Source organism: Blautia liquoris, assembly GCF_015159595.1.
In the GTDB taxonomy this organism is placed as follows: domain Bacteria; phylum Bacillota; class Clostridia; order Lachnospirales; family Lachnospiraceae; genus Novisyntrophococcus; species Novisyntrophococcus liquoris.
The window spans coordinates 2,254,583-2,280,130 of the sequence record NZ_CP063304.1; the positions used below are offsets into that span (position 1 = coordinate 2,254,583).

Consider the following 25,548-nt stretch of genomic DNA (forward strand, 5'->3'; position numbering starts at 1 on the left):
TCCTCCTTTCGTGTTCTTCATATTTCTCTTACGGTCTCCATGATTCGCAGCAGCATATCGCCGGTTCCCACATTATATCCGCTTTGTGCATAGACACAATGGAGCCTTTGGTCTGTAATAAAAATCAGCGGAAGTTTTTCGAAATCGACATACATACGTCTGCCTAACATCTCTATATTCTTTGCAAAGTCATCATAACAAACCTGTATCTTCGGGAACCTGTGAAGTACTTCAAAGATATTCTGATTCTCCAACACTTCTTTCGACCGCACAATAAATATCATACGTTCCTGATACTCTTCATACTCTTCCTGATTCTCCAGGATTTCGTTTAAGATATGCACAGTCGGCTCTCGATTCCCCTCCAGCCAGAAAAATATATATTTATGCCCATCGCTGATTTTGCTTCCGCTGATTTTTTCGCCGTCCTGATCCTCTACAAAGAAATCCGGCATATCAATATCGAGAAGCATATCTGCCAGATTCGCCTGCCTCATCTTAAGAGGAATTTGTTTTTTCTGGTTTCGATCGAGATCAAACTCGAATTTATTCGTCAGAACAGAGCCATTTGGCAGGCGGGCTGCCGTCAGGATCTGATATGTCCCGACTGCAAGATTCAACCGAAGTTGTCCCTCTTTCCACTCATGATCAGAAAGATTCAATGAATAAAAAATTCCATCTTGTTCTCGTGAAATGCTCCAATTCTGATGATAAATCCAGGAATCGTCGGGATCGGAACAAAGCGTCAGTATGCAGTCACAGACATCCTCTTTCAACACCGGAACAAAACGGTCCTCTCTCCAGTATTCCATCGCATCTGTGGCGGGATTTAATCTTGCCGCCAGCCCAAAAGTACGTGCAATAGCGACAAAAAGTACTTTTTTTGATCTGGTACTTGCTGTCTGAAGCCGCATACATGCCGCTGGAACTGTGATGAGATTGTCATACTCTCTCTTAGGATCTGAAGAGATATTCTCATCAATCCATTCCCAGATCTTTTCTGGATCATTTTGAAAACATTTTTTCTCTGTATCAGAAAACTTCTCGGAAATCTCTTTTCGCCAGGTGGTCAGTACTTCGTTCTCCACTCTGGGATTCACCACATATGACATGAATATCTCACTGTTTTGCTCCCAGCTTTCCTGATAAGATAGAGCATACTGCAGATGCTCTTCGAGAACCTTTCGGCTGCAGTCAGCTTGATCTTTTATAGTCAGACACCCAAGCATCTTCTCTCTTTGATCTTTCGTTTTTGGATCTGCACTCAGGAATGTTTCCCTGTCCGGATTCGAAAACCGATTGATCTTTTCCTGGCGAAGCTTAGCAGCATGAGTCAGGCGGATATCGTTTTCTCTGATCCGCTCGATGCTTGGGACCTCCGTGTGAACTGGCATGTCACGCGGAGCGGACAGATCATGGGACACCCATATATTCTTTGAACTATCTTCAACACCTGAGCTTCTTTTTTTATCGGATATAACCACTGTACAGTGTTCTTCTCTTCGCACATCAATGTATGCCTCTCCCAGACGTTTCTCGTGTTCTCCGGATACGACATAGATGCGCAGACTTCCCAGTCCGGTAAAAAGTTGTGTCTTTCCCTCATTGTCTGTTCTTGTCTCTGCAATCGGGACAAATTGCGCATAATTGACAACCTCAAAGAAAACCTGGGCATCCGAAACCGGCCTGTGAGCTTCATCTCTTACTTCGACGGTAATCCTTTTTACGACTGCATAACGGTCCAGTTCGTTTAGCACTGTAACTGTCTGTTTCTTTCCGATCAAGTTTATCTCATCTTGTGCAGAGTCAAACTTTCTGGAATGAATCATCATGGCCCGTGAAGATGCATTCAAAAACCATCCTTGATTTAAAATTGGCTGTGGTTCACAGGCTCCGGTAAAGTACCACGTTCCGTCACACCACATTTCCACCCATGCATGATTATCATCACAGTGTGCCCAGTACGGAGCATATACCTGTCTTGAAGGAATCCCGACACTTCTCAGTGCATTGACCATAAAGGTTGATTCCTCGCCACACCTTCCAATTCCTCTTTGATAAACGCCCAGAGCAGACAGCGTTCTTGCATCTGTACTCTGATAGGTAACCTCTTTGGCACACCAATGATTGACTTCCAGCAAAGCCTCTTTTTTGTCTAAATCCTTGATACGGTCTTTTAGACTCTCATAGAACAGACTCCTGCAGGGACGTATCTCTTCCTCATTGACCCTGTGAAACAGAACATAATTCAGAAAAATGTCCTCTGGCAGACTGCGGACTTCACTATATTCTTCATAAAGCCGATACCCGTGACATGCGTAGTCAAAAAAGTATTCAAACGGATAATTACCGATATCGCTGCAGGGCATGAATGCATAAAGGTACTTTACTGCCAGTGCCACTTCCTGCGTACAGGCAGCAATTTTATCATCTATCTTCGAAAATACTCTCGGAATCTCCTCTTTTCTTATAATATATTCCTTTTCAATTCGCTGCCTGTTTTGCTGTAAAAACATAGTATTCACCTCTTCTGCAGTCTGTTGATTATCTGTCTTGCTTCTTTTATCTTTCCTTCGTCTGTACGCCAGATCTCATATTCACTGATACCGGGCGCTCCCATATTCACGTTCGTTTTTCGGTATGTCATAGGGCTTTCAAGTACAATTTTTCCGGACATATGGTAACACGTGGCACCTGTATATGGGTATAACTCCTCGATAACCTGTGCATTTACTCCACTACCCGCCTGAATGGCAACCTTTCCCTCTGATGCCTGAACCAGTTCCCGGATCAGATCTTTTCCATCGATACAAAGATTTTCCTGTCCGGAAGTTAGAATCGTATCAATCCCCAGATTTATAACCTGATCCAGTGTGGTAAATGGATCCTTACATACATCAAAGGCACGGTGAAGCGTCACAGACATATCCCCACGTTTCTCCATAAGTATGTTCATCCGTTCCATATCCAGCGATCCATCTGCTTTCAGGACGCCGATGACAATCCCATCGGCTCCCATTCTGCGATAGGCATCGACAGCGTCACAGATCAGTTTAAATTCAAAATCTGTATAACAAAAGTCTCCAAATCTTGGCCGGATCAATACATGAATACGTATATCCGTCTTTTTTCGAACCTCGTCAAAAAGCCAGGGATCTGGTGTTGTTCCCCCAATGAGAAGATTCTGGCACAGTTCCAGCCGGTCTGCACCGCCCTTATATGCCGCAACTGCAGATTCTACTGAATCTACACAGGCCTCTAATGTGATATGTTTCATCACCCGTCCTCCTGATAAGTTGAATGATTTTTTTATATTAATGATGTTGGGGTCAAAAGTAATTTGACCCCTTATGATACACGGATTGTTACGCTCTTCGAGCTCTCACAATCCTACAAACATTCGAAATACACCCTAATCGGGTTGCTTTCTCATGTTTGTTCGGGTCCCAAGGTCATGCTTTTTCATGCAAGCATGAAACGCAGGACCTTTTGACCCTGGTATCATATTAATGTAACTTCAAGAACGGTATCTACATCATCCGGCAGAACCGGATCCGGTCCCAAATTAGCGAAGACAATATCCGGATAATCACTGTGAACCCAGCTTGTGGAGACCGGAATCTCTGCTCCTGTAGCCAGCCAACGGATCTTCTCGACTTCTTCTTTCCTGATTCCCATAAGCGGAATCGGTCCTATCGTATTCTCGAAAAGATGAAAGTATAACTTCTTTCCTTTCCTGGTAATCCTTCCATAATCTGGCTTTTCAATCCCGGCTTTTGTGCATCCGTAGATACTTTCACTGTTCTTTTTCATCCATTTTCCAATCGTCTTTAAGATCGCCATTGACTCTTCGGGTATGTTGCCTCTGGCATCCGGTCCGACATTCAATAGCATGTTCCCACCCTTTGACACACACTCTACCAGCTTCTTGATCAACATACCGGCAGGTTTGAAATAATGATCGTTCGCACAATAACCCCAGTTATTATTCATAGTGACACAGGCTTCCCAGATCAGATCCTTCCCGTTCACATCACAAATTCCGTTCGGAGGAATCATCTGTTCCGGACTCACGAAATCTCCGTGATATGGTTTCGGATTGCCCTCAGCCAGAGAGCCATGACCTTCACCGCTTACTTCCAGACGGTTGTCGATGACGACGTCCGGCTGCAGGGATCGAACCATATCCATCAGTTTGGTGGCATGCCACTTTTCCCCTCTCATATCATCATAAGAGAAATCAAACCACAAGACATCCAGTTTCCCATAATTAGTACAAATCTCGCGGACCTGGTTATGCATCAGCTGAAGGTAATTGTCGAAGTTTCTGTTTTCATTTCCGTATGCGGGATTGTTCCTCATTGGGTGGTTTTTATCCCGGTAATGCGGATAATCCGGGTGATACCAGTCCAGAAGAGAGAAGTATAATCCGACTTTTAGTCCCTCTGCCCGGACGGCTTCCACGAATTCTGCGACCAGATCCCGTCCGCACTTTGTATTCGTGGATTTAAATTCTGTATACTTACTGTCAAACAGACAGAATCCATCATGATGTTTTGCAGTCAGAACTACATACTTCATGCCGGCCTCTTTCGCAGCTTTTGCCCATTTATGTGGGTCGTAGTCGGTCGGGTTAAATTCATCAAAATACGGCATGTAATCCTCTTTTGGTATCTCCTCTGTGCTGCGTACCCACTCTCCGCGGGCGGGAATCGCATACAGTCCCCAGTGGATAAACATCCCAAATCGGGCATCTTGATACCACTCCATACGCTTCTCGTATTTTGCCAAGTCAAACTGATACATCCTTCTCCTCCTTTTCCCCTTCATCAAAGACAGGGTAGTGACATTTGATAAAATGTCCTGTGGAAATTTCACGGGTTTTTGGTCTTTCTTTGATACATCTTTCCTGACAATACTTGCATCTTGTGCGGAACAGGCATCCACTGGGCAGATTTGTCGTACTGGGCAGATCTCCCTTCAATATAATCCGGTCTGACTTTTTTGTGGGATCCGGGATCGGAACCGCAGAAAGAAGGGCCCTTGTATATGGATGTCTGGGATGATCGAACAGCTCTTTTTTTGAAGCTGTCTCGACAATCGTTCCCAGATACATAACGGCAATCCGGTCAGCAATCATTTCCACAACACTTAAATCGTGGGAAATGAACAGATACGTAAGATCGTAATTCTTTTGAAGTCTGCTCATCAGATTTAACACCTGAGCCTGTATGGAAACATCCAGTGCCGAAACCGGCTCATCCGCTATAATCAGCTTTGGATGAACGGTCAGCGCTCTGGCAATTCCGATACGTTGTCTCTGACCACCTGAAAATTCATGAGGAAAGCGTTCCCCATGAGCGGGACTTAACCCCACTACTTTCAGGAGCTCATTTACCTGTTTTTTCCGTTCATTCTCTGACGAGTCAGTATGAATCAGAAGGGGCTCTGCGATTAGATCCGAAACCCGGATTCTCGGGTTCAGAGAACCATACGGATCCTGGAATATCATCTGAACATCTGCGCGCAGCGGACGCATCTCATTCTCAGTGAGTTTCGTGATATCTTTTCCATTGAACCAGATTTCTCCTGAATCAGGTGTCAAAAGATGATCAATCAGTCTTCCTGTCGTAGATTTTCCGCATCCGGACTCGCCAACCAGTGCAAATGTCTCCCCGGGCATTATGTCGAATGAAACACCATTAATTGCATGTACCACAGGTTTCTTTGAGAAGAACCCTTTTCCTCCTCCAAATGTTTTTATTACATCTTTTACTGATACAAGGGGTTCACTCATGCCTTTTTCGCCTCCTTTTCTTCTGTATCGTGCAGGACACATCTGCACCGTCTGTGCTCTGCCCCCCAAACGGGAGTGAGATCTGGTTCCCTCTCGCGGCAGACATCCATAGCATATCTACACCTTGGGGCGAACTTGCATCCCTCAGGCATCGCCGCCAGATCCGGAACACTTCCCGGAATAGAGGGCAGAGAGGTCACATTGCTCCCCAGAATCGGAACTGATTCAATCAGCCCCTGTGTATATGGGTGTTTCGGGGAAGCAAACAATTCCTTCACGGGTGCTTCCTCTACAATTCTGCCGGCGTACATCACAATCACCCTGCTGCACATCTCTGCAACAACGCCGAGATCATGTGTGATCATCAAAATTCCCGTGTTTCTTTTTTCCTTGATATTTTCCATCAGCTCCAGTATCTGAGCCTGAATGGTTACATCCAGTGCCGTTGTCGGCTCATCTGCGATCAGAAGATCCGGTTCGCACGACATCGCCATAGCTATCATCACACGCTGGCACATGCCGCCGGATAATTGATGCGGATAACTGGCAAGCGTCATCTCTGGATCCGGAATCCCAACCAACTTTAGAACATCGAATGCACGCTTATGAGCCTCCTCTTTCGAAATGTCATTGTGGAGCAAGATAGCTTCTATAATCTGTTTGGATATCCGCATACACGGATTCAGTGAATTCATGGGTTCCTGGAAAATCATAGAGATCTCATGTCCCCTGATCTTTCTCATCCCCTTTTTATCTGTTTTGAGGATATCGTCTCCATTTAAGAGAACTTCTCCCCCCGATATCTTACTGGTTTTCGGCGGCAGGAGACGCATCACAGATAGTGAAGTCACAGACTTTCCACATCCTGATTCTCCTACCAGCCCCAGTATCTCCCCCTTATCGATATAAAAGGATACATCATTTACAGCGGTTACCCATTCTTTCTCTCGTATAAACTCCGTTCGGAGATTTTTTACATCTAATAATCTTTCAGCCATATCGTTCCTCCTAATTCATTCTCGGATCCAGGGTATCCCGAAGTCCGTCACCTAACAGGTTAAAAGCCAGAACTGTGAGGAAAATCAAAATACCGGGGAACAATACAATATGTGGAGCAGTATTCAGGTAATTTCTGCCCTGTGATAACATAGCCCCCCAGTCAGGCTGTGTCACATTAGCTCCAAAGCCCAGGAAACTCAGGGAAGATGCTGCAAGTATTGCAGTTCCCACCCGCATCGTAAAATTGACAATCACGGACTGGATGGTTCCGGGAAATACATGTATCCACAGAATGCGCCAGTTCTTACATCCGATTGATCTCGCAACCTCGACATACAGGGATTCCTTTACAGAGATGGTGGCACTCCTTATAATTCGGGCAAATGACGGTACCGTAAAAACAGCAACCGCTATGATGACATTCGTAATACCAGGCCCCAGAATTGCAACGATAGCGATTGCAAGCAGAATATCCGGAAACGAAAAAAGTATATCGCAGATCCTCATGATCAGTGAATCAATCCATCCGCCATAATATCCTGCAATCAGGCCAAGAATGATACCAAGGGCTGTCCCGACGATTGTCGCTGACAGGGCAGATGCCAAAGAGAGTCTTGTTCCGACCAGCAGACGGCTGAAGATATCTCTTCCAAATTCATCGGTTCCCCATATGTGTGCAGACGACGGACCCTGAAGAATACTATTGTAATCTGCCTGATCAGCATCGTATGGCGCCACGAACGAGCCAGATACGGCCGCCAAAAGAAGCAGTACAATAAAAAACAGAGAGATCACAGCCGTTTTTCTTTTCAAAAACTTCTGAACAAACTCTTTTCGTCTGCTCTTTTGCACCGGAAGAGCCTCGGCGTCCTCAAATTGGTTCACACTAGTGTTCTTATCTATATCTGACATACTTCTCCTCCTAACTGTAACGAACCTTTGGATTGATTACACCATACAGTAAATCGACAATCAGATTAATGATGATATATTCAAGTGCAAAGAATAAAAGCAAAGCCTGAACCACTTTGTAATCTCTAAAGTTGATCGAATCTACCAGAAGACGCCCGACACCCGGTATGGAAAAAACCGTTTCTGCCATAACAGACCCCGAGAGGAGCCCCCCGACCTGAAGTCCGCCGACTGTCACGATCTCAATCAGAGAGTTCTTGAATGCATGCCTCATGACAACCAGAAATTCCCCAAGCCCTTTCGCACGTGCTGTGCGGACATAGTCCTCTCGCATCGTCTCCAGCATTGAGGAACGGGTAAACCTTGCCAGAATCGCCATGATCCCTGCTCCTTCTGTAAGTGACGGCAGCACATATGCCCTCCAACTTGCAAGCCCTCCCGTAGGAAACCATCCAAGACCCACGGAAAATAGCTGTATCAATTCTAGTCCCAGCCAGAATCCCGGAAGGGATATTCCTGATATGGCAATCAGCATAGCAATATAATCGAAAGCCCTTCCCTGCATAACCGCTGACACGATACCCAAAGATACGCCAATAATCACAGCCCAGATCATGGAGCAGACCGTCAGCATAATTGTGGGCTTGAGTCTGGGTATAATTGTCTGCACGACTGTTTTTCCGTTTTTCACTGAAAGCCCAAGGTCCCCGGTAAAAAGTCCTTTCATATATTTCCCATACTGGACAAGTAACGGGTCATTCAGTCCCAGCTGCTCTCTTACAAGTTCCACATCCGCCTTTGTTGCATCCTGCCCTGCAATCTGTCTCGCCGGATCGCCTGGGATCATGTGTATAAACATAAATATTAAAAATGATATGACAATAAGGAGCGGAATTGCACTTAGTATCCTTTTTATCGCATAGCGTCCCATTCATCTAACCTCCTATTCTAATAGAACTGCCATCATAATAATGGCAGTTCTGCATCTAAAACAATCCGTAAATTCGCTGGGATTTTACTGAGCGAGTTTTGCATCAGCAAAATTAAAAGCTCCGTCCGGTGAAACATAGACCCCTGACAAATATGATTTTTCAGCAAAGATAACCTGATCATTTCCCAGGAATAACCATGGGCAGTCCTTCCATGCACGCTCCTGCGCATCTGCATAGATCTTTTTCTGATCTTCGGGATCAGCATTCGAAAGACCTTCATCCAGATCTTTATCAAAATCCTTGTTGTTGTAATATGCCGTATTCGCACTTACCGGCGGACACATGGTGCTGTAAAGCAGTGAACGCAGAGAGCCATCCATTGTGAAATCAGATGCTGACCAGTTGACATACCACATATTGATTTTCGATTCCTCTTTGTCTACATAAATTTTGTCGTTAATAGTTGCCGGTTCCATCGGCATAACATCCACTTCTATTCCAATCTGCTGAAGCTGCTGTTTAATAAAAGTCATACCTTTGATTTCCTGTGTGGTATTATCACCCCATAACGTCAGCTTAAATCCGTCCTCGTATCCAGCTTCTTTCATCAGTGCTTTCGCCTCATTCAGATCATATTTATAAGCCGGCTGCTCAACGTAGCCGCTGATGCTCTCAGGAACCACAGATGAGGCTGGTTTTCCATAACCGGAATACATCAGCTGAACATATGCATTCTTGTCGATTGCAAGATTCATAGCTTTGCGGACTTTGAGGTCTTTCAGTTCCGGCTGATCCATGTTCAATGTCACATATCTCATAATATTGGAATCAGATGCTTTTACACTCAGATCATCTGTGCCTTCCACAGCCTTAATCTGATCCACCGGCATCGGATATACAAAATCAGCTTCTCCTGTCTGCAGCATTGCAGTACGGGTTCCTGCCTCTGGTGCCTCCTTGATCGTGACTGTATCTACACCTGGTTTATCACCCCAGTAATTATCATTACGTTTCAAGGTTGTATGATCTCCCTCTTCCCATTCAACAAAGGTGTAAGGGCCTGTCCCAACCGGATGATTCATGATGTCATTCCCATACTGTGCAAGTGCAGCTGGGCTGATAATACAAAACTGGGTCAGGCGATTGATGAACGGACTCCATGGTTTTGTCAGTTTAAAGATAACGGTATTCGGATCCGGGGTCTCAACACTGGCAACTCGTGGTTCCTCAGAACCGTCATCATTTGTCACGATAAAAGTTCTCCTCTGCCTCAGATCGTTGTTCTTATCCACAACCCTGTCATAATTTGCCTTGACTGCCTCTGAGTCAAAATCGGTTCCATCATGGAATTTGATTCCTTCATTCAGATGAAAGGTGTAGGTCAAAGAATCATCTGAAATCTCCCAATCCTTTGCGAGCTGCCCTGCAATTTCATTGTTCTCGTCAAACTTTACAAGGTTCTCATAGACACCCCGGGTAGCCGATATCGCATTCGTATCCGGAATATTTGCGGGATCCATTGAACTTACACTTCCCTCAATTGCAATCACAAGATCATTGTCTTTTGATTTTGAGTCTGTATTCTTAGCTTTAACGATGTATCCATCCTTGTCCACTTTTCCATTTTCAGCTGTACTTGCATCTTGGCTGCTGCTGTTGGCAGATGAACTGTTGTTGTCCTTCTTTCCGCCGCATGCGGCCAGTGAAAACATCATCGTTCCTGCCAGTAAGACTGATATTACCTTTTTGTAATTCTTCATTCAATCATGCTCCTTCTTCATAAGGTTAATAAGTATACCTATACGGTGCCGCGTCTCACATCAAGATCATATTGCAAGTTGTCTTTAATCACCCTGCATTTACATGATAAAACACAGTCAACCGCAAGTATACGTCTCTCACTGTAAGATTATATCAATGTTTATGATAAATATCAATACATCCAATCGACAAGAATCTGCCCATATTGATCCAATAGTGTACATGTTTTGAAAGAGAAGTTCCTCGATGATTCATATCATCGAGCGAAATAAATATAAATTCATCCCGGACAGATCATAATTTTTACTGTTAAAATGATGATCGATATAAAATATTACGTATTTTTCGGATAATTGGGAGCATTCCTGAATCTGTCTGCTGGACGCCTGCAAGAATCGTCATGCGCTCTTTCGGATCATTTGAAAAATAGCACCCCAACCATCCATCCCAGCCATATTCCCCAAGGTTTCCCATAGAAAGAGCCTGTCCGGGATCTTTAAGAACTCTCATCAAATTCCCATAGGTGTGCCCCAGCAGTGCCGGAGCACTTTCCAGTCCCTTTTCCTGTCCGGAGGTAAGCGATCCCTCTGTCATAAACTTTACTGTCTGCTCACTTAGGATTCTCTTTTCTCTGTAAATACCGCCGTCAAGCAACATAGTGGCAAAAGACGCATAGTCATCCAACGTTGAAACCAGTCCGGCGCCACCGGATTCAAACGCATTTTTCTTCGTGACGTCATTTTGGACGCCGAGATTGCAGCCCTTGTATACATTTAAGGTCCCATCCGGTGTACTTTGATAGGGAATCACTACACGGTCCGCTTTGCTCTTTGGCACATAGAACCCTGTGTCATTCATCTGGAGAGGTTCAAAGATCTCTTTTTGCAAAAAATCCCCGAACTTCATACCGGATACAACTTCAATGACGGCGCCAAGTACATCAGCCCCTGAACTATAAAAATATGTTTTTCCCGGCTGATATTTCAGAGGACACTCTCCAATTGCATTGGCTGCCTCCACAGTAGACACCTGATGATCCGTCCCAAGGTTTGCTATGATCTTATCAAATACCCTTGCTGTCTGTATCTCTGCCTCTCCGTCCGTTCCCGGATAAACCAATCCGGCCGTCATGTTCAGAAGATCGCGAATAATTGCAGGACGATCAGGCGCAAGCAATTTTTCTTCACTGCAGACCTTCTGATCTCGGAATCCCGGCAAAAAGTCCGAGACAGGCTGACCCAGATCGAGCAGACCACGTTCCACCAGAATCATTGCTGCAGCTGCCGTCACTGGTTTTGTCATGGAATACAGGCGAAAGATAGAATTTCTTTGGACTGGCCTCTTATTTTTAACGTCTGCATAACCGTCGCTGCAATAAAGCAGTTCTTCACCATCCTTTATTATTAGCAGATTCATACCTGCTATACTGCCAGATACAATCGTCTGATGTACAACCTGTTCGATATCTCTTACTTTACTATGATTCATAATACTCCCTCCTGTTTCCTCTGACACATCAAAATCACAACATTTTCTGGTTGAAAATCTGCCTGTTTATCTCTCTTTGTAAGTAGTTCTCATATATATGAATTTATAAAACCATAAATAACGTTCCTGCCGTGATAAGAGTGCAGCCAATCAACGACTTTGACGTGAAATTTTCATGTAGAAATATAAATGCCAAGATCAAAGTAATCACAACACTCAATTTGTCAATCGGAACTACCTTTGATGCATCTCCCATCTGCAATGCTTTATAATAACACATCCATGATGCTCCTGTTGCCAGGCCTGACAAAATCAGGAATGTCCAGCTTTTATGGCTGATTTCTGATATTCCTCTTTGCGTATTAGTAAGAAAAACCATTCCCCATGCCATAATCAGCACAACCATTGTTCGAATAGCTGTGGCAAGATTGGAATTCACTCCTTCAATTCCTACTTTCGCCAAAATAGATGTCAAAGCTGCGAAGACTGCTGATAGTAATGCAAAGACTGCCCACATGTTAAAAATCCTCCTGTTTCTTCTGATGTATCATCAGTTATTTTGTGCTGTCAGCCTGCCTATATTATAAATAATCCGTTTCAAAAAGTATGTTGACAGTTATATTTCTAATTATGATTAGTATATCATGAACGTAATTTCATTGAAAGAACGTTCTGTAATATTTCTCTAAAAAGCCATATTTCCCATCGGTCTGCAAAGAAACAGGCACATAAAACCAATCATCAAAATTGGCTTTATGTGCCTGTTTCTTTGCAGAATACATCAATTAAACTGCGGTTAATTTTTCGATTTCGATTTCTTTAAGTAATCGATATAAACAGATCCAAGAATAACACATCCTTTAACTATAAACTGCCAATAGCTGTTAATTTTTAATAGATTCATCCCATTATTTAATATTCCTATAATGAGAACACCTAGCACGGTTCCGCTTAAGGAGCCAATACCTCCGCTGAAACTTGTCCCACCTATAACTGATGCAGCTATTGCATCTCGTTCAAACCCTTCACCAACAGATGGTTGTCCCGAATACAAACGTGCCGCTAACACAACTCCAGCTAATGCCGCCAAAGCACCACTCATCATAAATACGCGTATTTTTACCGATTGAATATTAACACCGGAATATTTTGCAGCTTCTGCATTTCCCCCAGTTGCGTAGATGTGGCGTCCAAAAGCTGTACGATATAATACAAAATACAAAACAACAAATACCACAACTACAAACAGTACTGGAGTGGGTATACCAATAACACTCCCCGTACCCATATTATTAAATGATTGATTCTCGCTTTGTGCAGGTTGTCCGCCTGTCAAAACATAACTTACGCCTCTCACAATTATCTGCGTGGATAAAGTTACAATAAACGGGGGCAAAGTAGTTTTTGCAATAATACTGCCGTTGATTAATCCTATTAGTGCACCAAATAGAACAGGTACAAGCAAACAGATAATAATCGGGAAATTATGGTTAGCAAGCTGAACAGAAATCACTCCTGCTGCCGCTACAACTGATCCCACTGATAAATCAATTCCCCCTGCAAGTAATACACATGTAATTCCAAACGCTATAAGACTGTTTACGCAAATTTGCCTGAGAACACTAAGCAAATTATTTTTGACCATAAATGTATCAGTTGTAATAGATAATATTGTTGTTAACAATGCTAATGCCACAATGGCACCCAGGTTCTTCTTGATCCATGCGATAAAAGGATTTGCAGATTTGCTTCTTTTAGATGTCTGTTTTAAAGCTATTGTGTTTTTCATGGTTTCCATATTATCTTCCTCCCGTGACTGCATAAGACAGAATATTTTCCTGGGATATATCATCTTTTTCAGGATCTAAGATTGTTACTAACTTTCCTTCACTCATCACAACAATTCTGCTGGAGTTATTGATAACTTCCGGCATTTCAGAAGATAGCATAATAATAGAAATCCCCTCATTTACAAGTTCATTCATTAACTTATAAATTTCTGCTTTTGCCCCGACATCTATCCCTCGTGTGGGTTCATCTAATATCAGTATCTTTGGCTTGGCCGCCAGCCATTTTGATATTACAACCTTTTGTTGATTTCCACCTGATAATTCACTGGCAAGCTGATCAACAGAACTCATTTTAATTGAAAGCTTCTCTTTATATTCATGAATAATCTGTTTCTCTTTCTTTTTATCTACTTTTAATCTTCTTATAAAGGAGTTTATAACTTGAAAAGAAAGATTCTCACCGATTGAGTGATTTAAAATTAAACCCTGTGTTTTTCTTTCTTCAGGAACCAATGCAATCCCTGACCTAATCGCATCCGCAGGCTTTCTAATATTGATTTTCTTTCCTTCTATATATATTTCACCTGAAAGAATAGGATCAATACCGAAAAGCCCCAGTGCAACTTCTGTTCGTCCTGCACCTACAAGACCTGAAAATCCTAAAATTTCACCCCTTTTAAGCGTAAAATTGATATCTTTGACTTTTTTTGTAGTTAAGTGTCTGACTTCCAATAAGATATCTTTTCCCTTTGTATGTCTTTCCCCATAAATAGTATCGATTTCTCTTCCCACCATCATACTAATAAGTTCATCTTCATCCGTATCGCATGTTTTCTTTGTCCCTATAAATTTCCCATCACGTAACACACTGACGGTATCGCACACAGCAAAAGTTTCTTCCATTCGATGTGATATGTAAATAATAGCTACGCCATTTTCTTTTAACCTTCTGATTTCACCAAATAAATGATCAACTTCCAAGTTGGTCAAAGCTGCTGTAGGTTCATCCATAATCAAAATGCGCGACTTTTCATTGATCGCACGTGCAATTTCTACAAGTTGCTGCTGCGCCACTGATAATTCACTGAGTAATTGATGTGGATCCAGATTTAAGCCTGATTCTACCAGAGCTTTACTGGACTCCCCATACAATTTTTTATAATCCACCAGACCAATTACATTTCTTGGCTCACGGCCCAGAAACATATTTTCGGCAATACTTAGGCTTTGAACATTATTTATCTCCTGATGAATAAAACCAATACCATATTTCTTTGCATCCTCTACAGAATGAATGGAAGTTTTCTCTCCATTAATTATTACGGTTCCCTTATCAGCACTATAAAGACCGCCCAATATTTTCATTAGTGTTGATTTTCCCGCCCCGTTTTCTCCAATTAGTGCGCGAATCTCTCCAGGCATAACAGAAATATTGATATCATCCAATACCATGTTAGATGCGAATGATTTCGTGATGTTTTTCATTTCCAAAATATACTGCTCCGGCATTATCTTCCCTCTTCTCTCACAAAGAATCTTTAGTCGTAATCGTCGATATTATCCTGAGTGATAATAAACATTTCGATTACCACCTTTTTATCCACATCCTCTCCGTCAATGATCTTTTTTGCAGTTTCCACTACTGTGGATCCAATTTTTTCCGGATCTTGTGCAGCAGATGCAATCATTTCTCCCGCTTTGATAAATTCCTTTCCTTCGTCTGATCCATCAATTGCAACAACCTTTGTATTCTCCAGTACTCCGGCCTCCTTTAAAGTAGCAATTGCACCACGTGCTGTTGGATCATTAATTGTAAACACCCCATCGATATTTGGATTTGCATTTAGCAAGTCTACCATTACTGGCTGTGAGTAATCTGCTCTAGGTTTTTCAACATCTCTGCTTTGTAGAATATGAATATCTGAATGGTTTTCCATTTCATCTTCAAAACCTTTTTGACGATCATAGCATACTTCGGTAGTACTATAAGTTATCTCCACAATCTCACCTTTGTCATGCAGTGCCTCCGCCAAAGCCTGTGCGCAAAGTTGTCCAGCTAAATAATTATCTGATACCACTGTAGATTTCACTAAATCTTCATTTTTTACAGCTGTATTAAAAGCTATAACAGGAACGTTTGCATCCTGACATGCTCGCAGTGTTGCCTCCACGCCTTCACTATTTATTGCAGAAATAGCTATTGCATCAACTCCCTGGTTTATCATATCTGCAACATCATTCATCTGTTTATTCTGATCTCCTGCCGCATCCTGTATAATCAATTCATCGTTCGGACCTAAAGCGTTCTCCATAGCATCTTTTATTTGTATAAAAAATACATTTGTTAAATCTGGGGCCGAAACACCTATTTTAATTCCATCCTTTTCTGCTTTCTCGCTCGTACTTGTTTTTCTTTCCTGCTTTTCACTTTTTTCATTTGAAGAACTGTTTTCAGAACATGCTATTAAATTAAAGGAAAATACTAAGCACATAATAGCTGTTAAGATTCTTTTCATTTTCATATTAATTTCGCTCCTTTATACTTTATAGATATTCTTATTTTTTAGTTTGTGTTTTTCAAAATCTGTTCATCAATTCCCTTTGCATTCAATCGAAACTTTTCCAGTAAGTCTCCCGGTTTTTTGGACTTTTCAAATTGATCTTTCATTCCTATCCTTATCAACTTTGTTGGTTTTTTCAGTTAGCAACCCTGCTACTGCACCTCCTAAACTACATGATATTCGGCATGTCCCGATTGTGTTTTTAGTACAGTGCTCCGATGTACTGCATCTTCAACATTTATATATCCAAGCTACAATTGAATAATACATTCGAATAACTTTTCCCTCAATGAGAACTATTACAGAATCTGTATATTATTCTCAGGACGCTTTTATATAGAAAAAACAGGCATTCATATCTGCATTAAACAGATATGAATGCCTGCACGTACAGCGATACAATGACAGATCCAGCAGCACGGCCACGGTCATCAGAACGTATCTACTTTGATGAGCTGATGATGTCTCTTCCTATTTTTTACTTATATATTTCCTTTCTTCCCCATCCCTGCCTGTGTAAGACCTCCTTTATACAAATCTGCCACAAGCTGCATCAATTCATCCACAGACAAATCTTTTCCTCTGTGCAGCCATAACTGGAAGATGGATATTACAGCAGAGAGATGGTATTCGATCAGATATGGCTTAAATCGATTGTCATCCGGCAGATCAAGCTCGGGAATATTTAACCCTGCCTTCGACATTAGCTTATCTATAAAATGCTGTTTGCCATAATCACCTAACAGGGCATTGACATATATAGACTTTGTATCGTACAGATCTACAAGACTGCTTACGAATGAAGCACCATATATGTCAATGTTTCCCCTGTTTTTACAAATATACTCTGCCATCATCTCTTCCAGCTCATCCAGTAAATCATAAATATCCAAAAAATACTGATAAAATGTGCTGCGATTATATCCCGCTTTTTTCGCGACTTCCTGTACTGTTATCCTTTCAACTGGTTTCTTCGAATACAGGAGACAAAAAGCTTCCAAAAAAGCCTGCCTTGTCTGATCTGCTGTGTTTTTATTGTTCTCCATTCAGGCCGTCCTCTCAAAATCCAACACTTATCTATCCCAGTGTTGTAGGTTTTTATATTTGGATATACTATACTTATCATACAACATCTAGTTAGCTATTATCAAGACAAGGAAAGTGAGGAATTGAATATGTCAGAAATAAAATATACTTTTACAGCAAACGGTGAAAATTGGACTAAATCTCAACTCGAACGTCTGGAATATGAACGTAATCTTCATATGCTGCACCTACTCAAACGCCATGGAGTAGAAATCAAAGACGGTGATAAAGTCCTCTCCGATGCAGAAATCGATTACCTGACTATGGAAAAAGCATGGGATGTCTCTATCAAGACACGTATGCAATATAAAGGTGATAAAATCATCGATCTTTATAAAGATGATTTTAAGCTGTCCGATGAAATGTGGAAAAAACTTGGATTCTCACAAGAGAAGCCGATGAAAGTTTCCCGCTGTAATATGTCCGTCACTGGAATTTCTCTTCAGGATTTCGCAGGAATGATGAAATCTATGCAGACAAATGACTATATTGGACTCGCCTCTCACCCAGAGCATTTCATCTGCCATATCTCTTTTGATGATGGAAAACTTTTGGGAATTGAACCTTTTGGCATGTATGGCACGCCAACCCTTGTCAATGTTGACGTAGTTGAGGACTCTAAACTGAGTGATCAGATTCGTGCAGACAAGGATCCCTCATTCCCAATGGCTATGGCAGGCGAAACTTTCCTTGCCGACGGTGTGACGCCGGTAAACTGCCCCTATCATCAGTTTAAACCTACAGCTGACGGATTCGAGACCAAAGCGGCTGTTTACTGGCCGGAGAATACACCAGACGAAATTGTAAGCGGTCATGCACTGCACCTCGCTATGGAGTTTTCACGAGGCATGCAGTTATCACAGAAATAATAAATTAGAGAGTTCCTAGGTCTTCTTCACCTGCCGTGTTGGATTCTATTGCTAAATTACTGAAATCCAAAGGCATATCAGGGAAACATCTCATAGACGATACCATGAAAGGTTATTGATCGTTATCAGTAAAAGCGCAAACTATTCATCTAGTTTGCGCTTTTACTATAATCGGAGGTTATTTCATTTGTTTAAAACTACGAACCCATTCATCATAGTTATCTTTTTTCGCAATCCCATAATTAAAAGGATGAGCAATCTTCGATTTTGGACAAACCTCCTTGATTGTATTCAGAGTCTTTCCGACATTTGCCAGCCCGCAGGTGGCAAACGGAATCACTACTTTTCCTTCCAGACTGCATTTGCTGAGGAAATCAGACAAAAACTCTGGCGGATCCATATACCAGATTGGATAACCGATAAAAACTGTATCATATGCCGAAAGATCCGGAACCGGAGTCACAGAGTGGACCGGAACTTTATTTTTCCTCTCTTTATTTACACGAACCAGCGATGAAACATAATTCCCATAAGGATCCTCCGGTTCTACTTTGAGCATATCACAGTGGAGATCCGCCTGAATTCTCTTCGCAAGTTTCTCTGTGTTTCCTGTCTTTGAATAATATAATATGATGGCTTTCATTTAACGTCCCTTCTCGGCTGAATTTCTTTTTACTCGATAATATCACTGATTATTTTAGCTTCTTTCCATCTTTAAATGCATACCCCGCGATTTCATTCGAGTGAAAATACAGATTTCCCACAGAATCGAAGGTAATCGGATCCAGTTTGATCGGATCAATCTCGCCTTTTTCATTCAGAATAGAATTGTCTGCACTGACATTCACAATCTCGCCGACCAGCTTACAGGTCTCTTCGTCATAACTGATCTTTCTGCATTCTAAAGTCATTGCAAGTTCATCAATCAGCGGAGCGTCCACATGCTGACTTTTGGTCGCATGGAATCCGGACTTTTCAAACTTATCCGGCGTGTCATTCGCCGATACAATTCCTACATAGTCCGCTTCTGTCACATGTGCCCCGTCTGCCATGCTCACAGTAAACTCACCACGATTCAAAATATTCTTAAGCGTTTTACGCCATGGACTGATATAGATGGAAATCTCATAATTCCCGCTGATTCCACCCCAAGCTGCATTCATGGCATCCGGTGTTCCATCCTCACAGTAGGTACCGATAATCAGTACCGGCATTGGATAAATATACGACTTTGGTCCCAAATCTTTTCTCATTAAAAAATACCCCCTTTTCAAAGCTCAATGATCAATTCCTCATTCGCTGCTGCCAGAACTTTCTGAATCACGTCCTGGCTTAGCTGCTCCTGGCCAAACATTGCCAGGGAGCGCACCGGCATTTCCTGCAGCATGTTCTGCAGCATAGTCTCCATGCCATCGTCATCATTTCCTTCGCCCATGGACTTTATCTGACTTGTAATCTGTTCCATGAACGCTCTTCCAGCCTGTGTCTGTGCGATTTCTGCAAATGTAGAATTCATCGTATAGCGTTCGCCCGGCATTCTCACAGGCGGCGGCAGTTTCCGTACACAAAGTTTTTCAAAATCATCATGCCCAATATTAAAAGGTGCCTCAGGATTTATATATACCTTTGGGATCCCTGCTGCCATACTGGAATTCGCATTCATATCCCCTTCAAGTTCAATCACACTTTCAAGACGGATATCTCTGCTGGATGAACCTGCCTGAATGTGATATCTGCCGGCCGGAACTGCCCAGTTCTTCTTATCCACATCATAATATGCGAAAGCACGTTTATCCAGAATGACGCTGACCTCTTTTTCTTCACAAGGTGCAAGATCTGCCTTGCAGAAGCCTTTCAGTTCCCTGACCGGTCTTGGTATCTGCGGATTTTTCTCCCCAACATAGAATTGAACAACCTCAGCTCCGCGAACTTTTCCAACATTTCGGACAGTTACTCTTGCAGTGACTGTTCCGTCGCTTTGTATGTCCGTCTTAAGATCGCGATATTCAAACTCTGTATAAGAAAGGCCATGTCCGAATGGAAACCTGACATCTAATCCTGCCTTGTCATACCAGCGGTAACCGACATAGATACTTTCCCTATACTCTACTGTCTTTTCGTCTCCCGGAAAATTCTCATAACTGGAACGATCTTCAAGCTTCATCGGAAAACTCTCTGCAAGTCTACCGCTCGGGCATACATCTCCAAAAAGAAGATCCGCTGCTGCAAGCGCCCCCGCTTCACCGGCGAGGTACAACATCAAAACGGCTTTTGCATCCGTAACCCAAGGCATTTCCACCACGCTTCCACCTGACAGAAGCACCACAATATTGGGATTCACCTTTGCAACTTCTTCCACAAGCTTTATGTGGCTTTGTGGAAGATGCATATGCTTACGATCAAACCCCTCACTCTCGTACGAATCAGGCAGTCCGATACAGAGCACAGCTACATTCGCATCTTTAGCTGCCGCCACAGCTTTTTTGATCTTCTCTTCATCTGCTTCATCACGATTCAAGTCATAGCCATCTGCATAAGTGAAGTGTGCACCTCTGCTTAGAAGAACATCAAATAAGTTATCAAGCTGATTCGGATTAATTCGACTGCTGCCCGCACCTTGATACCGCGGCCTCTTAGCGAATTCTCCGATCAGCGCCAGTTTCGTATCTTTTTTTAATGGCAATATATTCTCATCGTTTTTCAGCAGCACACAGCTGTTCGCAGCAGCTTTACGTGCAAGCTCATGATGAACGGCCTTATCATAGTTATCATCTTTCTTTTGTTTTTCCTGCCATCCAAGCAAGAGTTCCAGAATTCTTCCTGCGGAGATATTTACCTGTTCTTCTGAAATGATGCCTTCCTTTACCGCCGAAATGATTGCTTTATCATTTTCAGAACCAACATAAGGCATCTCAAGATCAATTCCTGCTTCTAAGCCCTTTACACGGTCGACAATCGCACCCCAGTCAGTCATCACTGTCCCTTCAAATCCCCATTCATCACGAAGAATATCCGACAAAAGTCGTTTATTCTGACTTGCCGGTTCTCCATTTATCTGATTGTAAGAGCACATCAGTGTCTTTGGTTTCGCCTGTTTGACTGCTTTTTCAAATCCGGTAAGGTAGATTTCGCGCAGAGCTCGTTCGTCAACTTCCGCATCAATGACCAGACGTTTTGTTTCCTGATTATTGCACGCAAAGTGTTTCATGCTGGTACCAACGTCCTGACTTTGAATTCCTTTGATCAGTGCCGATGCCATTTCTCCGGTCAAATAGGGATCTTCCGAAAAATACTCAAAGTTTCGTCCGCACAGAGGATTCCTTTTTATATTTGCCCCCGGCCCGAGAAGAACTGCCACGTCTTCCTGCTGACACTCCTCCCCAAGAGCCTGTCCCATCTCTGTCAGAAGTTCCGTGTCAAAAGAGCATGCTGTCGCCGCAGCAGTTGGAAAACAGGTAGCCGGAACACTTTTGTTTAGTCCCAGATGATCTGCATCCCCTGCCTGTTTGCGAAGTCCATGAGGCCCATCGGTCACCATCATTTTTTTGATGCCCAAACGCTCGACATCTTTCGTGTGCCAGAAGTCGCTTCCACTTAAAAGTCCTGCTTTTTCTTCCAATGTCATCTGCTGCAGTAATTTTTGAATTTTTTCATCATATTTCCCCATATTCAAAATCTCTCCTTCTCTGCAAATGTCTTAACTTCTTTTCGTGATACTCAAAGCATTCCTTAACTATTTACGACATTGACTGGTTCCCCCCTGAGATAGGACTCCAGATTGGAAACTGCCGTATTCATCAGTCGTTCTCTGGCTTCTTTTGGTGCCCATGCAATATGCGGTGTCAGGATAATATTCGGTGCATTAAGCAGCGGATTTTCGCTCCTTATAGGTTCCGAAGAGACAACATCCACGGCTGCACCTGATACTTTACCTGATACCAGTGCTTCATATAGATCCTGCTCATTAATCAGAGGTCCCCTGGAAGTATTGATAATCATGACATGCGGCTTCATCTTCAAAATTGTCTCTTTATTGATGATTTTCTCTGATTGAGGGGTTAATGGGCAGTGTAGGGAAATCACATCAGATTTTTTGAGTAGTTCTTCCAGAAGAACAAACCTCAGGTGCACGCTATCCTGATTTTTATCGGGGTGAGGAGTAAACACCAAAACATTCATGCCAAACGCATTTGCAATCTGAGCAGTTTTCTGTCCGATTCTTCCAAATCCAACGATTCCCATCGTTTTTCCATGCAGTTCAATTAAAGGCTCATTCCAGTAACAGAAATCCCGGCTTCTCTCCCAATCCCCTGCTTTCACACTATCAGAATGTTCTCCCACATGATGGCAAAGTTCCAGAAGAAGTGCAAACACATATTGAGCAACTGCATCCGTGGCATAGCTTGGAATATTAGTAACCGTAATTCCTCTCTTACTGGCAGCTTCTATATCCACTACATTGTAACCAGTGGCCAGAACTCCGATGAACTTCAGATTCGGACACGCCTCCATCGTTTTATTGCTGACAGGCGTTTTATTGGTAAAAATCAACTCTGCATCTCCAATCCTCTTGGCCGCCTTTTCCTCCTCTGTGCGATCATAAACTGTAAGAGTTCCCAATTTTTTTAGGCTGTCCCAGGACAAATCTCCGGGATTTAAGGTGTATCCATCAAGAACAACAATTTTCATAATCATCCCATCCTTTCAGTCTTAAATTTTAAGCTTGATTCATATTTTCATGCTCTTTTATCCCATTAGGATTCTTAAGCAATTACAGATCAATTCCGAGTACATTTTTCACAATAACACCAATTCCGAATGTGATCACGGAAACACCGAGACTGATCGCGGACATTACAAGGAAATTCTTCTTGAATCCTCTGCCCTTGGCTATGGAAACGTAAAAGTTAAACCCTGCAATAATCGTAATCGCTATGACTAATGTAAGTAAAAGTGCAAGCATATAACTTTTGGCTGGCAAGACGAGATAAGGAATAATCAATAGTGCCACCGTTACCAGATAGGCTACTCCTGTGTATATCGATGATTTAATTGCGTCTTTGTGGCCTGCTTCCTTGGAGGAAAGGTATCCGGATGCTGCCATCGACAAAGTGGCGGAAACACCGGTAATCAGACCCGCCATCGCAATCACATGTGTATTCTGCATTGCAAGTGTATATCCTGCAAGTGCACCGGTCAGCTCTACCAGAGCATCGTTCATTCCAAGCACTATATCACCCACATAGTTTAATCGTTCCTCATCCAACATATTCAATAATTCCTGCTCGTGCTTCTCTTCGTCATCCAAAATGTCAGACATCTCCGGAATCTCATCGAGCATCGTCTTGTATTTTTGAATACCGAGGTCTTCACCTTTTTCCATCAGTTTGATCACGAATGTGTAGCCTAAAATATGTGCACACGCCATATAAAGCCAAATTTTGAATTTATTCAGGGTCACATCCCCGGCATCCGCATACTTTCCAAATACAGCAGAATGCATTTTCTCTTCTTCCGACATTTTAAGCAATGTATCTTTGTTCTTCTTATCTTTTAATGAGTTTCCTATCTTTCCATACAGAACAGCCCCAAACATCTCGCTTTTCTGTAGTGATCTAAAAACTTTCTTTTTATTTTTGTTCAAAATAAGCGCCTTCTTCAATGGATTTGTAATTAGGGGCAAGAGGAATCCCGCCCCCTGATACCAACAGCCTTTTCGGACTGCTTAGATTTTATGCATGTAATATATTCGTATGTTCTGATATTTCTGCGCTGATCGTACACAAATCGGAGACTGTAAATTCGTGTATATCCATATGACCGGTAATCCTTCCATACATTTTTATTTCTTCAAATGTGCAGTTGAGGTAGTTCGCAACTCTTTGTGCTGAAGCCTCTATATTCACTCTCTGCCGAAGAGCGGGATCTTGAGTAGCAAGCCCCATCGGACATTTTCCGCTTCCGCAGATACGATACTGCTGGCACCCGGCAGCAATTAACCCTGATGTGGCCACAGCAACCGCATCGGCACCCATTGCCAGTGCCTTGACGAAATCTGAAGAAACTCTGAGCCCGCCTGTGATCACAAGATCAATATCTGAACGTATTTCATCCAGGTACTTTCTGGCACGATAGAGTGCGTAAATTGTAGGAACACTTGTGGAATCACGAAGCAGCCAAGGGCTGGAGCCTGTGGCACCACCGCGCCCATCAATTGTGATAAAATCCGGATTTGCAAAAACACACTCCTCCAGATCTCTCTCTATGTGCCCCGCTGCAATCTTGATTCCAATGGGTCGTCCGTCAGAACGCGAGCGCAAAGTATCAACCAGTACTTTTAAATCTTCTTTCGTGTCTATGCCGGGAAATCTTGACGGACTGATGATCTCTCTCCCCATCGGTTTGTTACGTACAGCGGCAATTTCAGCCGTGACTTTAGCTGCGGGGAGATGCCCGCCCATACCCGGCTTTGTCCCCTGACCAATTTTAATTTCGATCGCATCTGAGGCCTTAAGATTCTCATCTGTGACACTATACTGGTTGGGTACATATTCAAATATGTATTTTTCTGCAGCCTGCATTTCTTCCGGCAGAATTCCTCCTTCTCCTGAACACATCGCGGTGTGAGCCAACGCGGCGCCGCTTGAAAGAGAGATCTTTGCCTCCTTTGACAAGGCTCCAAAAGACATATGAGAGATGTAGACTGGCCCTGCCAGGGTCATTGGTTTTCTCGCCTTTTTTCCGATTACCGTTTCGATATTTACATCCACGTGTTCATCCAGTGGCTGAGGATTTAGCTGTGCCCCTAAAATCAGAATCTCGTCCCAATCAGGCATAGGCATCTTTGTTCCCATCGCCGCGTCAATGCTCTCACCTGTCACGGCAATCTCATGAATTTCATCCATATAGCGACTGCTGCTGTCCGTCCTGGCAAACTTTGGATCATAGGATAAATCCAGTTGCCTTAGAGGCGGCTCCTTCTCCGCCAAGGGAATATCCGCTGCCTTCTCTATATTCTCATCGCCTTCCTCATCCGATATCTTTATAAACCTGGATGTGGGTTGTCGGCATACCGGACACTCCTTCAACTCCGAAAACGAAAGCTCCTCTTTTGACTCATCATAGATGGTTCCGCATATTGTACACTTATATATAGCCATCATCAAATCCTCCTGATTGTATTCGATATGAGCAGTCAGAACTTTTGCTCTTGTCTCAATCATACTAGAATTTCAGACGCAATTCAAGTATCACATGGAATATTTTGACACATTTTCCGAACCTTTTCTGATATTCTCAGATATTTTTACAAATGTATTTTTTTCTTTTGAAAACAGAAAAAACGCCAGATAT

At 42.7% G+C, this 25,548-nt stretch carries 21 protein-coding genes; 1 reads left to right on the top strand and 20 read right to left on the bottom strand.

The window, feature by feature from the left end:
- Positions 1 to 17: 17 nt before the first annotated feature.
- The 14 genes from INP51_RS10335 to INP51_RS10400 form a co-directional block, all read right to left on the bottom strand.
- Positions 18 to 2,516: a transglutaminase-like domain-containing protein gene (locus INP51_RS10335; RefSeq protein ID WP_193734774.1), complete on the bottom strand. Its 2,499-nt coding sequence runs from the start codon at positions 2,514 to 2,516 to the stop codon at positions 18 to 20.
- 5 nt (positions 2,517 to 2,521) lie between these two features.
- The gene (locus INP51_RS10340) at positions 2,522 to 3,277 is read right to left on the bottom strand and encodes a copper homeostasis protein CutC (protein WP_193734775.1); all 756 of its coding nucleotides are present in this window, start codon (positions 3,275 to 3,277) and stop codon (positions 2,522 to 2,524) included.
- A 224-nt stretch (positions 3,278 to 3,501) separates the two neighbouring features.
- Complete coding sequence (locus tag INP51_RS10345) at positions 3,502 to 4,806, bottom strand: alpha-L-fucosidase (protein WP_193734776.1); 1,305 nt, start codon at positions 4,804 to 4,806, stop codon at positions 3,502 to 3,504.
- Entirely contained in the window at positions 4,793 to 5,797 is a 1,005-nt protein-coding gene (locus INP51_RS10350; protein WP_193734777.1) for an ABC transporter ATP-binding protein, read from the bottom strand. Before INP51_RS10350 ends, INP51_RS10345 begins: the two co-directional genes overlap by 14 nt.
- The gene (locus tag INP51_RS10355) at positions 5,794 to 6,795 is read right to left on the bottom strand and encodes an ABC transporter ATP-binding protein (RefSeq protein ID WP_193734778.1); all 1,002 of its coding nucleotides are present in this window, start codon (positions 6,793 to 6,795) and stop codon (positions 5,794 to 5,796) included. Before INP51_RS10355 ends, INP51_RS10350 begins: the two co-directional genes overlap by 4 nt.
- 10 nt (positions 6,796 to 6,805) lie before the next feature.
- Positions 6,806 to 7,708, bottom strand: a complete 903-nt coding sequence (locus INP51_RS10360) for an ABC transporter permease (RefSeq protein WP_193734779.1) — start codon at positions 7,706 to 7,708, stop codon at positions 6,806 to 6,808.
- A 10-nt stretch (positions 7,709 to 7,718) separates the two neighbouring features.
- Positions 7,719 to 8,639 carry an ABC transporter permease gene (locus tag INP51_RS10365; protein WP_193734780.1) on the bottom strand — a complete coding sequence of 307 codons (921 nt, stop codon included), beginning with the start codon at positions 8,637 to 8,639 and terminating at the stop codon, positions 7,719 to 7,721.
- An 84-nt stretch (positions 8,640 to 8,723) separates the two neighbouring features.
- Positions 8,724 to 10,400 (bottom strand): ABC transporter substrate-binding protein, encoded by a 1,677-nt coding sequence (locus INP51_RS10370; protein ID WP_193734781.1) that lies wholly within the window; start codon positions 10,398 to 10,400, stop codon positions 8,724 to 8,726.
- A 310-nt stretch (positions 10,401 to 10,710) separates the two neighbouring features.
- Complete coding sequence (locus tag INP51_RS10375; protein WP_193734782.1) at positions 10,711 to 11,889, bottom strand: serine hydrolase domain-containing protein; 1,179 nt, start codon at positions 11,887 to 11,889, stop codon at positions 10,711 to 10,713.
- A gap of 103 nt (positions 11,890 to 11,992) precedes the next feature.
- A complete protein-coding gene (locus INP51_RS10380; protein ID WP_193734783.1) occupies positions 11,993 to 12,406 on the bottom strand; it encodes an EamA family transporter in 414 nt (137 codons plus the stop codon).
- 279 nt (positions 12,407 to 12,685) lie between these two features.
- Positions 12,686 to 13,687 (bottom strand): ABC transporter permease, encoded by a 1,002-nt coding sequence (locus INP51_RS10385; RefSeq protein WP_193734784.1) that lies wholly within the window; start codon positions 13,685 to 13,687, stop codon positions 12,686 to 12,688.
- A 1-nt stretch (position 13,688) separates the two neighbouring features.
- Positions 13,689 to 15,188, bottom strand: a complete 1,500-nt coding sequence (locus INP51_RS10390; RefSeq protein ID WP_193734785.1) for a sugar ABC transporter ATP-binding protein — start codon at positions 15,186 to 15,188, stop codon at positions 13,689 to 13,691.
- Between the two features lie 29 nt (positions 15,189 to 15,217).
- The gene (locus INP51_RS10395) at positions 15,218 to 16,201 is read right to left on the bottom strand and encodes a substrate-binding domain-containing protein (protein ID WP_193734786.1); all 984 of its coding nucleotides are present in this window, start codon (positions 16,199 to 16,201) and stop codon (positions 15,218 to 15,220) included.
- 521 nt (positions 16,202 to 16,722) lie between these two features.
- On the bottom strand, positions 16,723 to 17,286 hold the full coding sequence (locus tag INP51_RS10400; protein WP_193734787.1) for a TetR/AcrR family transcriptional regulator: 564 nt from the start codon (positions 17,284 to 17,286) through the stop codon (positions 16,723 to 16,725).
- A 129-nt stretch (positions 17,287 to 17,415) separates the two neighbouring features.
- Between INP51_RS10400 and INP51_RS10405 the strand changes: the two genes are divergently transcribed.
- Positions 17,416 to 18,195 carry a hypothetical protein gene (locus tag INP51_RS10405; protein WP_193734788.1) on the top strand — a complete coding sequence of 260 codons (780 nt, stop codon included), beginning with the start codon at positions 17,416 to 17,418 and terminating at the stop codon, positions 18,193 to 18,195.
- Positions 18,196 to 18,373: 178 nt separating this feature from the next.
- On the opposite strand, the gene INP51_RS10410 is transcribed toward INP51_RS10405, so the two are convergent.
- The 6 genes from INP51_RS10410 to INP51_RS10435 all read right to left on the bottom strand — a co-directional run bounded on the left by INP51_RS10410 (position 18,374) and on the right by INP51_RS10435 (position 25,355).
- Positions 18,374 to 18,838, bottom strand: coding sequence for a flavodoxin family protein (locus INP51_RS10410; RefSeq protein WP_193734789.1), 465 nt, complete (start codon positions 18,836 to 18,838; stop codon positions 18,374 to 18,376).
- A gap of 49 nt (positions 18,839 to 18,887) precedes the next feature.
- Positions 18,888 to 19,448, bottom strand: a complete 561-nt coding sequence (locus tag INP51_RS10415) for a flavin reductase family protein (RefSeq protein WP_193734790.1) — start codon at positions 19,446 to 19,448, stop codon at positions 18,888 to 18,890.
- Between the two features lie 17 nt (positions 19,449 to 19,465).
- The gene (locus INP51_RS10420; RefSeq protein WP_193734791.1) at positions 19,466 to 21,862 is read right to left on the bottom strand and encodes a glycoside hydrolase family 3 C-terminal domain-containing protein; all 2,397 of its coding nucleotides are present in this window, start codon (positions 21,860 to 21,862) and stop codon (positions 19,466 to 19,468) included.
- A 62-nt stretch (positions 21,863 to 21,924) separates the two neighbouring features.
- The gene (locus INP51_RS10425) at positions 21,925 to 22,884 is read right to left on the bottom strand and encodes a D-2-hydroxyacid dehydrogenase (RefSeq protein WP_193734792.1); all 960 of its coding nucleotides are present in this window, start codon (positions 22,882 to 22,884) and stop codon (positions 21,925 to 21,927) included.
- Between the two features lie 82 nt (positions 22,885 to 22,966).
- Positions 22,967 to 23,839 (bottom strand): VIT1/CCC1 transporter family protein, encoded by an 873-nt coding sequence (locus INP51_RS10430; RefSeq protein ID WP_230406766.1) that lies wholly within the window; start codon positions 23,837 to 23,839, stop codon positions 22,967 to 22,969.
- An 88-nt stretch (positions 23,840 to 23,927) separates the two neighbouring features.
- Positions 23,928 to 25,355: a glutamate synthase-related protein gene (locus INP51_RS10435; RefSeq protein WP_193737337.1), complete on the bottom strand. Its 1,428-nt coding sequence runs from the start codon at positions 25,353 to 25,355 to the stop codon at positions 23,928 to 23,930.
- Between the last annotated feature and the right edge of the window lie 193 nt (positions 25,356 to 25,548).

Excerpts from the sequence above, each read along its gene's own strand:
- INP51_RS10375 (WP_193734782.1), bottom strand. The coding sequence starts at position 11,889 with ATGAATCATAGTAAAGTAAGAGATATCGAACAGGTTGTACATCAGACG.
- INP51_RS10420 (WP_193734791.1), bottom strand. The coding sequence starts at position 21,862 with ATGGGGAAATATGATGAAAAAATTCAAAAATTACTGCAGCAGATGACA.
- INP51_RS10380 (WP_193734783.1), bottom strand. The coding sequence starts at position 12,406 with ATGTGGGCAGTCTTTGCATTACTATCAGCAGTCTTCGCAGCTTTGACA.
- INP51_RS10415 (WP_193734790.1), bottom strand. The coding sequence starts at position 19,448 with ATGAGAAAAGATTTGGGACCAAAGTCGTATATTTATCCAATGCCGGTA.
- INP51_RS10385 (WP_193734784.1), bottom strand. The coding sequence starts at position 13,687 with ATGGAAACCATGAAAAACACAATAGCTTTAAAACAGACATCTAAAAGA.
- INP51_RS10390 (WP_193734785.1), bottom strand. The coding sequence starts at position 15,188 with ATGCCGGAGCAGTATATTTTGGAAATGAAAAACATCACGAAATCATTC.
- INP51_RS10340 (WP_193734775.1), bottom strand. The coding sequence starts at position 3,277 with ATGAAACATATCACATTAGAGGCCTGTGTAGATTCAGTAGAATCTGCA.
- INP51_RS10410 (WP_193734789.1), bottom strand. The coding sequence starts at position 18,838 with ATGAAAGCCATCATATTATATTATTCAAAGACAGGAAACACAGAGAAA.
- INP51_RS10360 (WP_193734779.1), bottom strand. The coding sequence starts at position 7,708 with ATGTCAGATATAGATAAGAACACTAGTGTGAACCAATTTGAGGACGCC.
- INP51_RS10405 (WP_193734788.1), top strand. The coding sequence starts at position 17,416 with ATGTCAGAAATAAAATATACTTTTACAGCAAACGGTGAAAATTGGACT.
- INP51_RS10355 (WP_193734778.1), bottom strand. The coding sequence starts at position 6,795 with ATGGCTGAAAGATTATTAGATGTAAAAAATCTCCGAACGGAGTTTATA.
- INP51_RS10435 (WP_193737337.1), bottom strand. The coding sequence starts at position 25,355 with ATGGCTATATATAAGTGTACAATATGCGGAACCATCTATGATGAGTCA.
- INP51_RS10425 (WP_193734792.1), bottom strand. The coding sequence starts at position 22,884 with ATGAAAATTGTTGTTCTTGATGGATACACCTTAAATCCCGGAGATTTG.
- INP51_RS10350 (WP_193734777.1), bottom strand. The coding sequence starts at position 5,797 with ATGAGTGAACCCCTTGTATCAGTAAAAGATGTAATAAAAACATTTGGA.
- INP51_RS10365 (WP_193734780.1), bottom strand. The coding sequence starts at position 8,639 with ATGGGACGCTATGCGATAAAAAGGATACTAAGTGCAATTCCGCTCCTT.
- INP51_RS10370 (WP_193734781.1), bottom strand. The coding sequence starts at position 10,400 with ATGAAGAATTACAAAAAGGTAATATCAGTCTTACTGGCAGGAACGATG.
- INP51_RS10395 (WP_193734786.1), bottom strand. The coding sequence starts at position 16,201 with ATGAAAATGAAAAGAATCTTAACAGCTATTATGTGCTTAGTATTTTCC.
- INP51_RS10335 (WP_193734774.1), bottom strand. The coding sequence starts at position 2,516 with ATGTTTTTACAGCAAAACAGGCAGCGAATTGAAAAGGAATATATTATA.
- INP51_RS10345 (WP_193734776.1), bottom strand. The coding sequence starts at position 4,806 with ATGTATCAGTTTGACTTGGCAAAATACGAGAAGCGTATGGAGTGGTAT.
- INP51_RS10400 (WP_193734787.1), bottom strand. The coding sequence starts at position 17,286 with ATGGAGAACAATAAAAACACAGCAGATCAGACAAGGCAGGCTTTTTTG.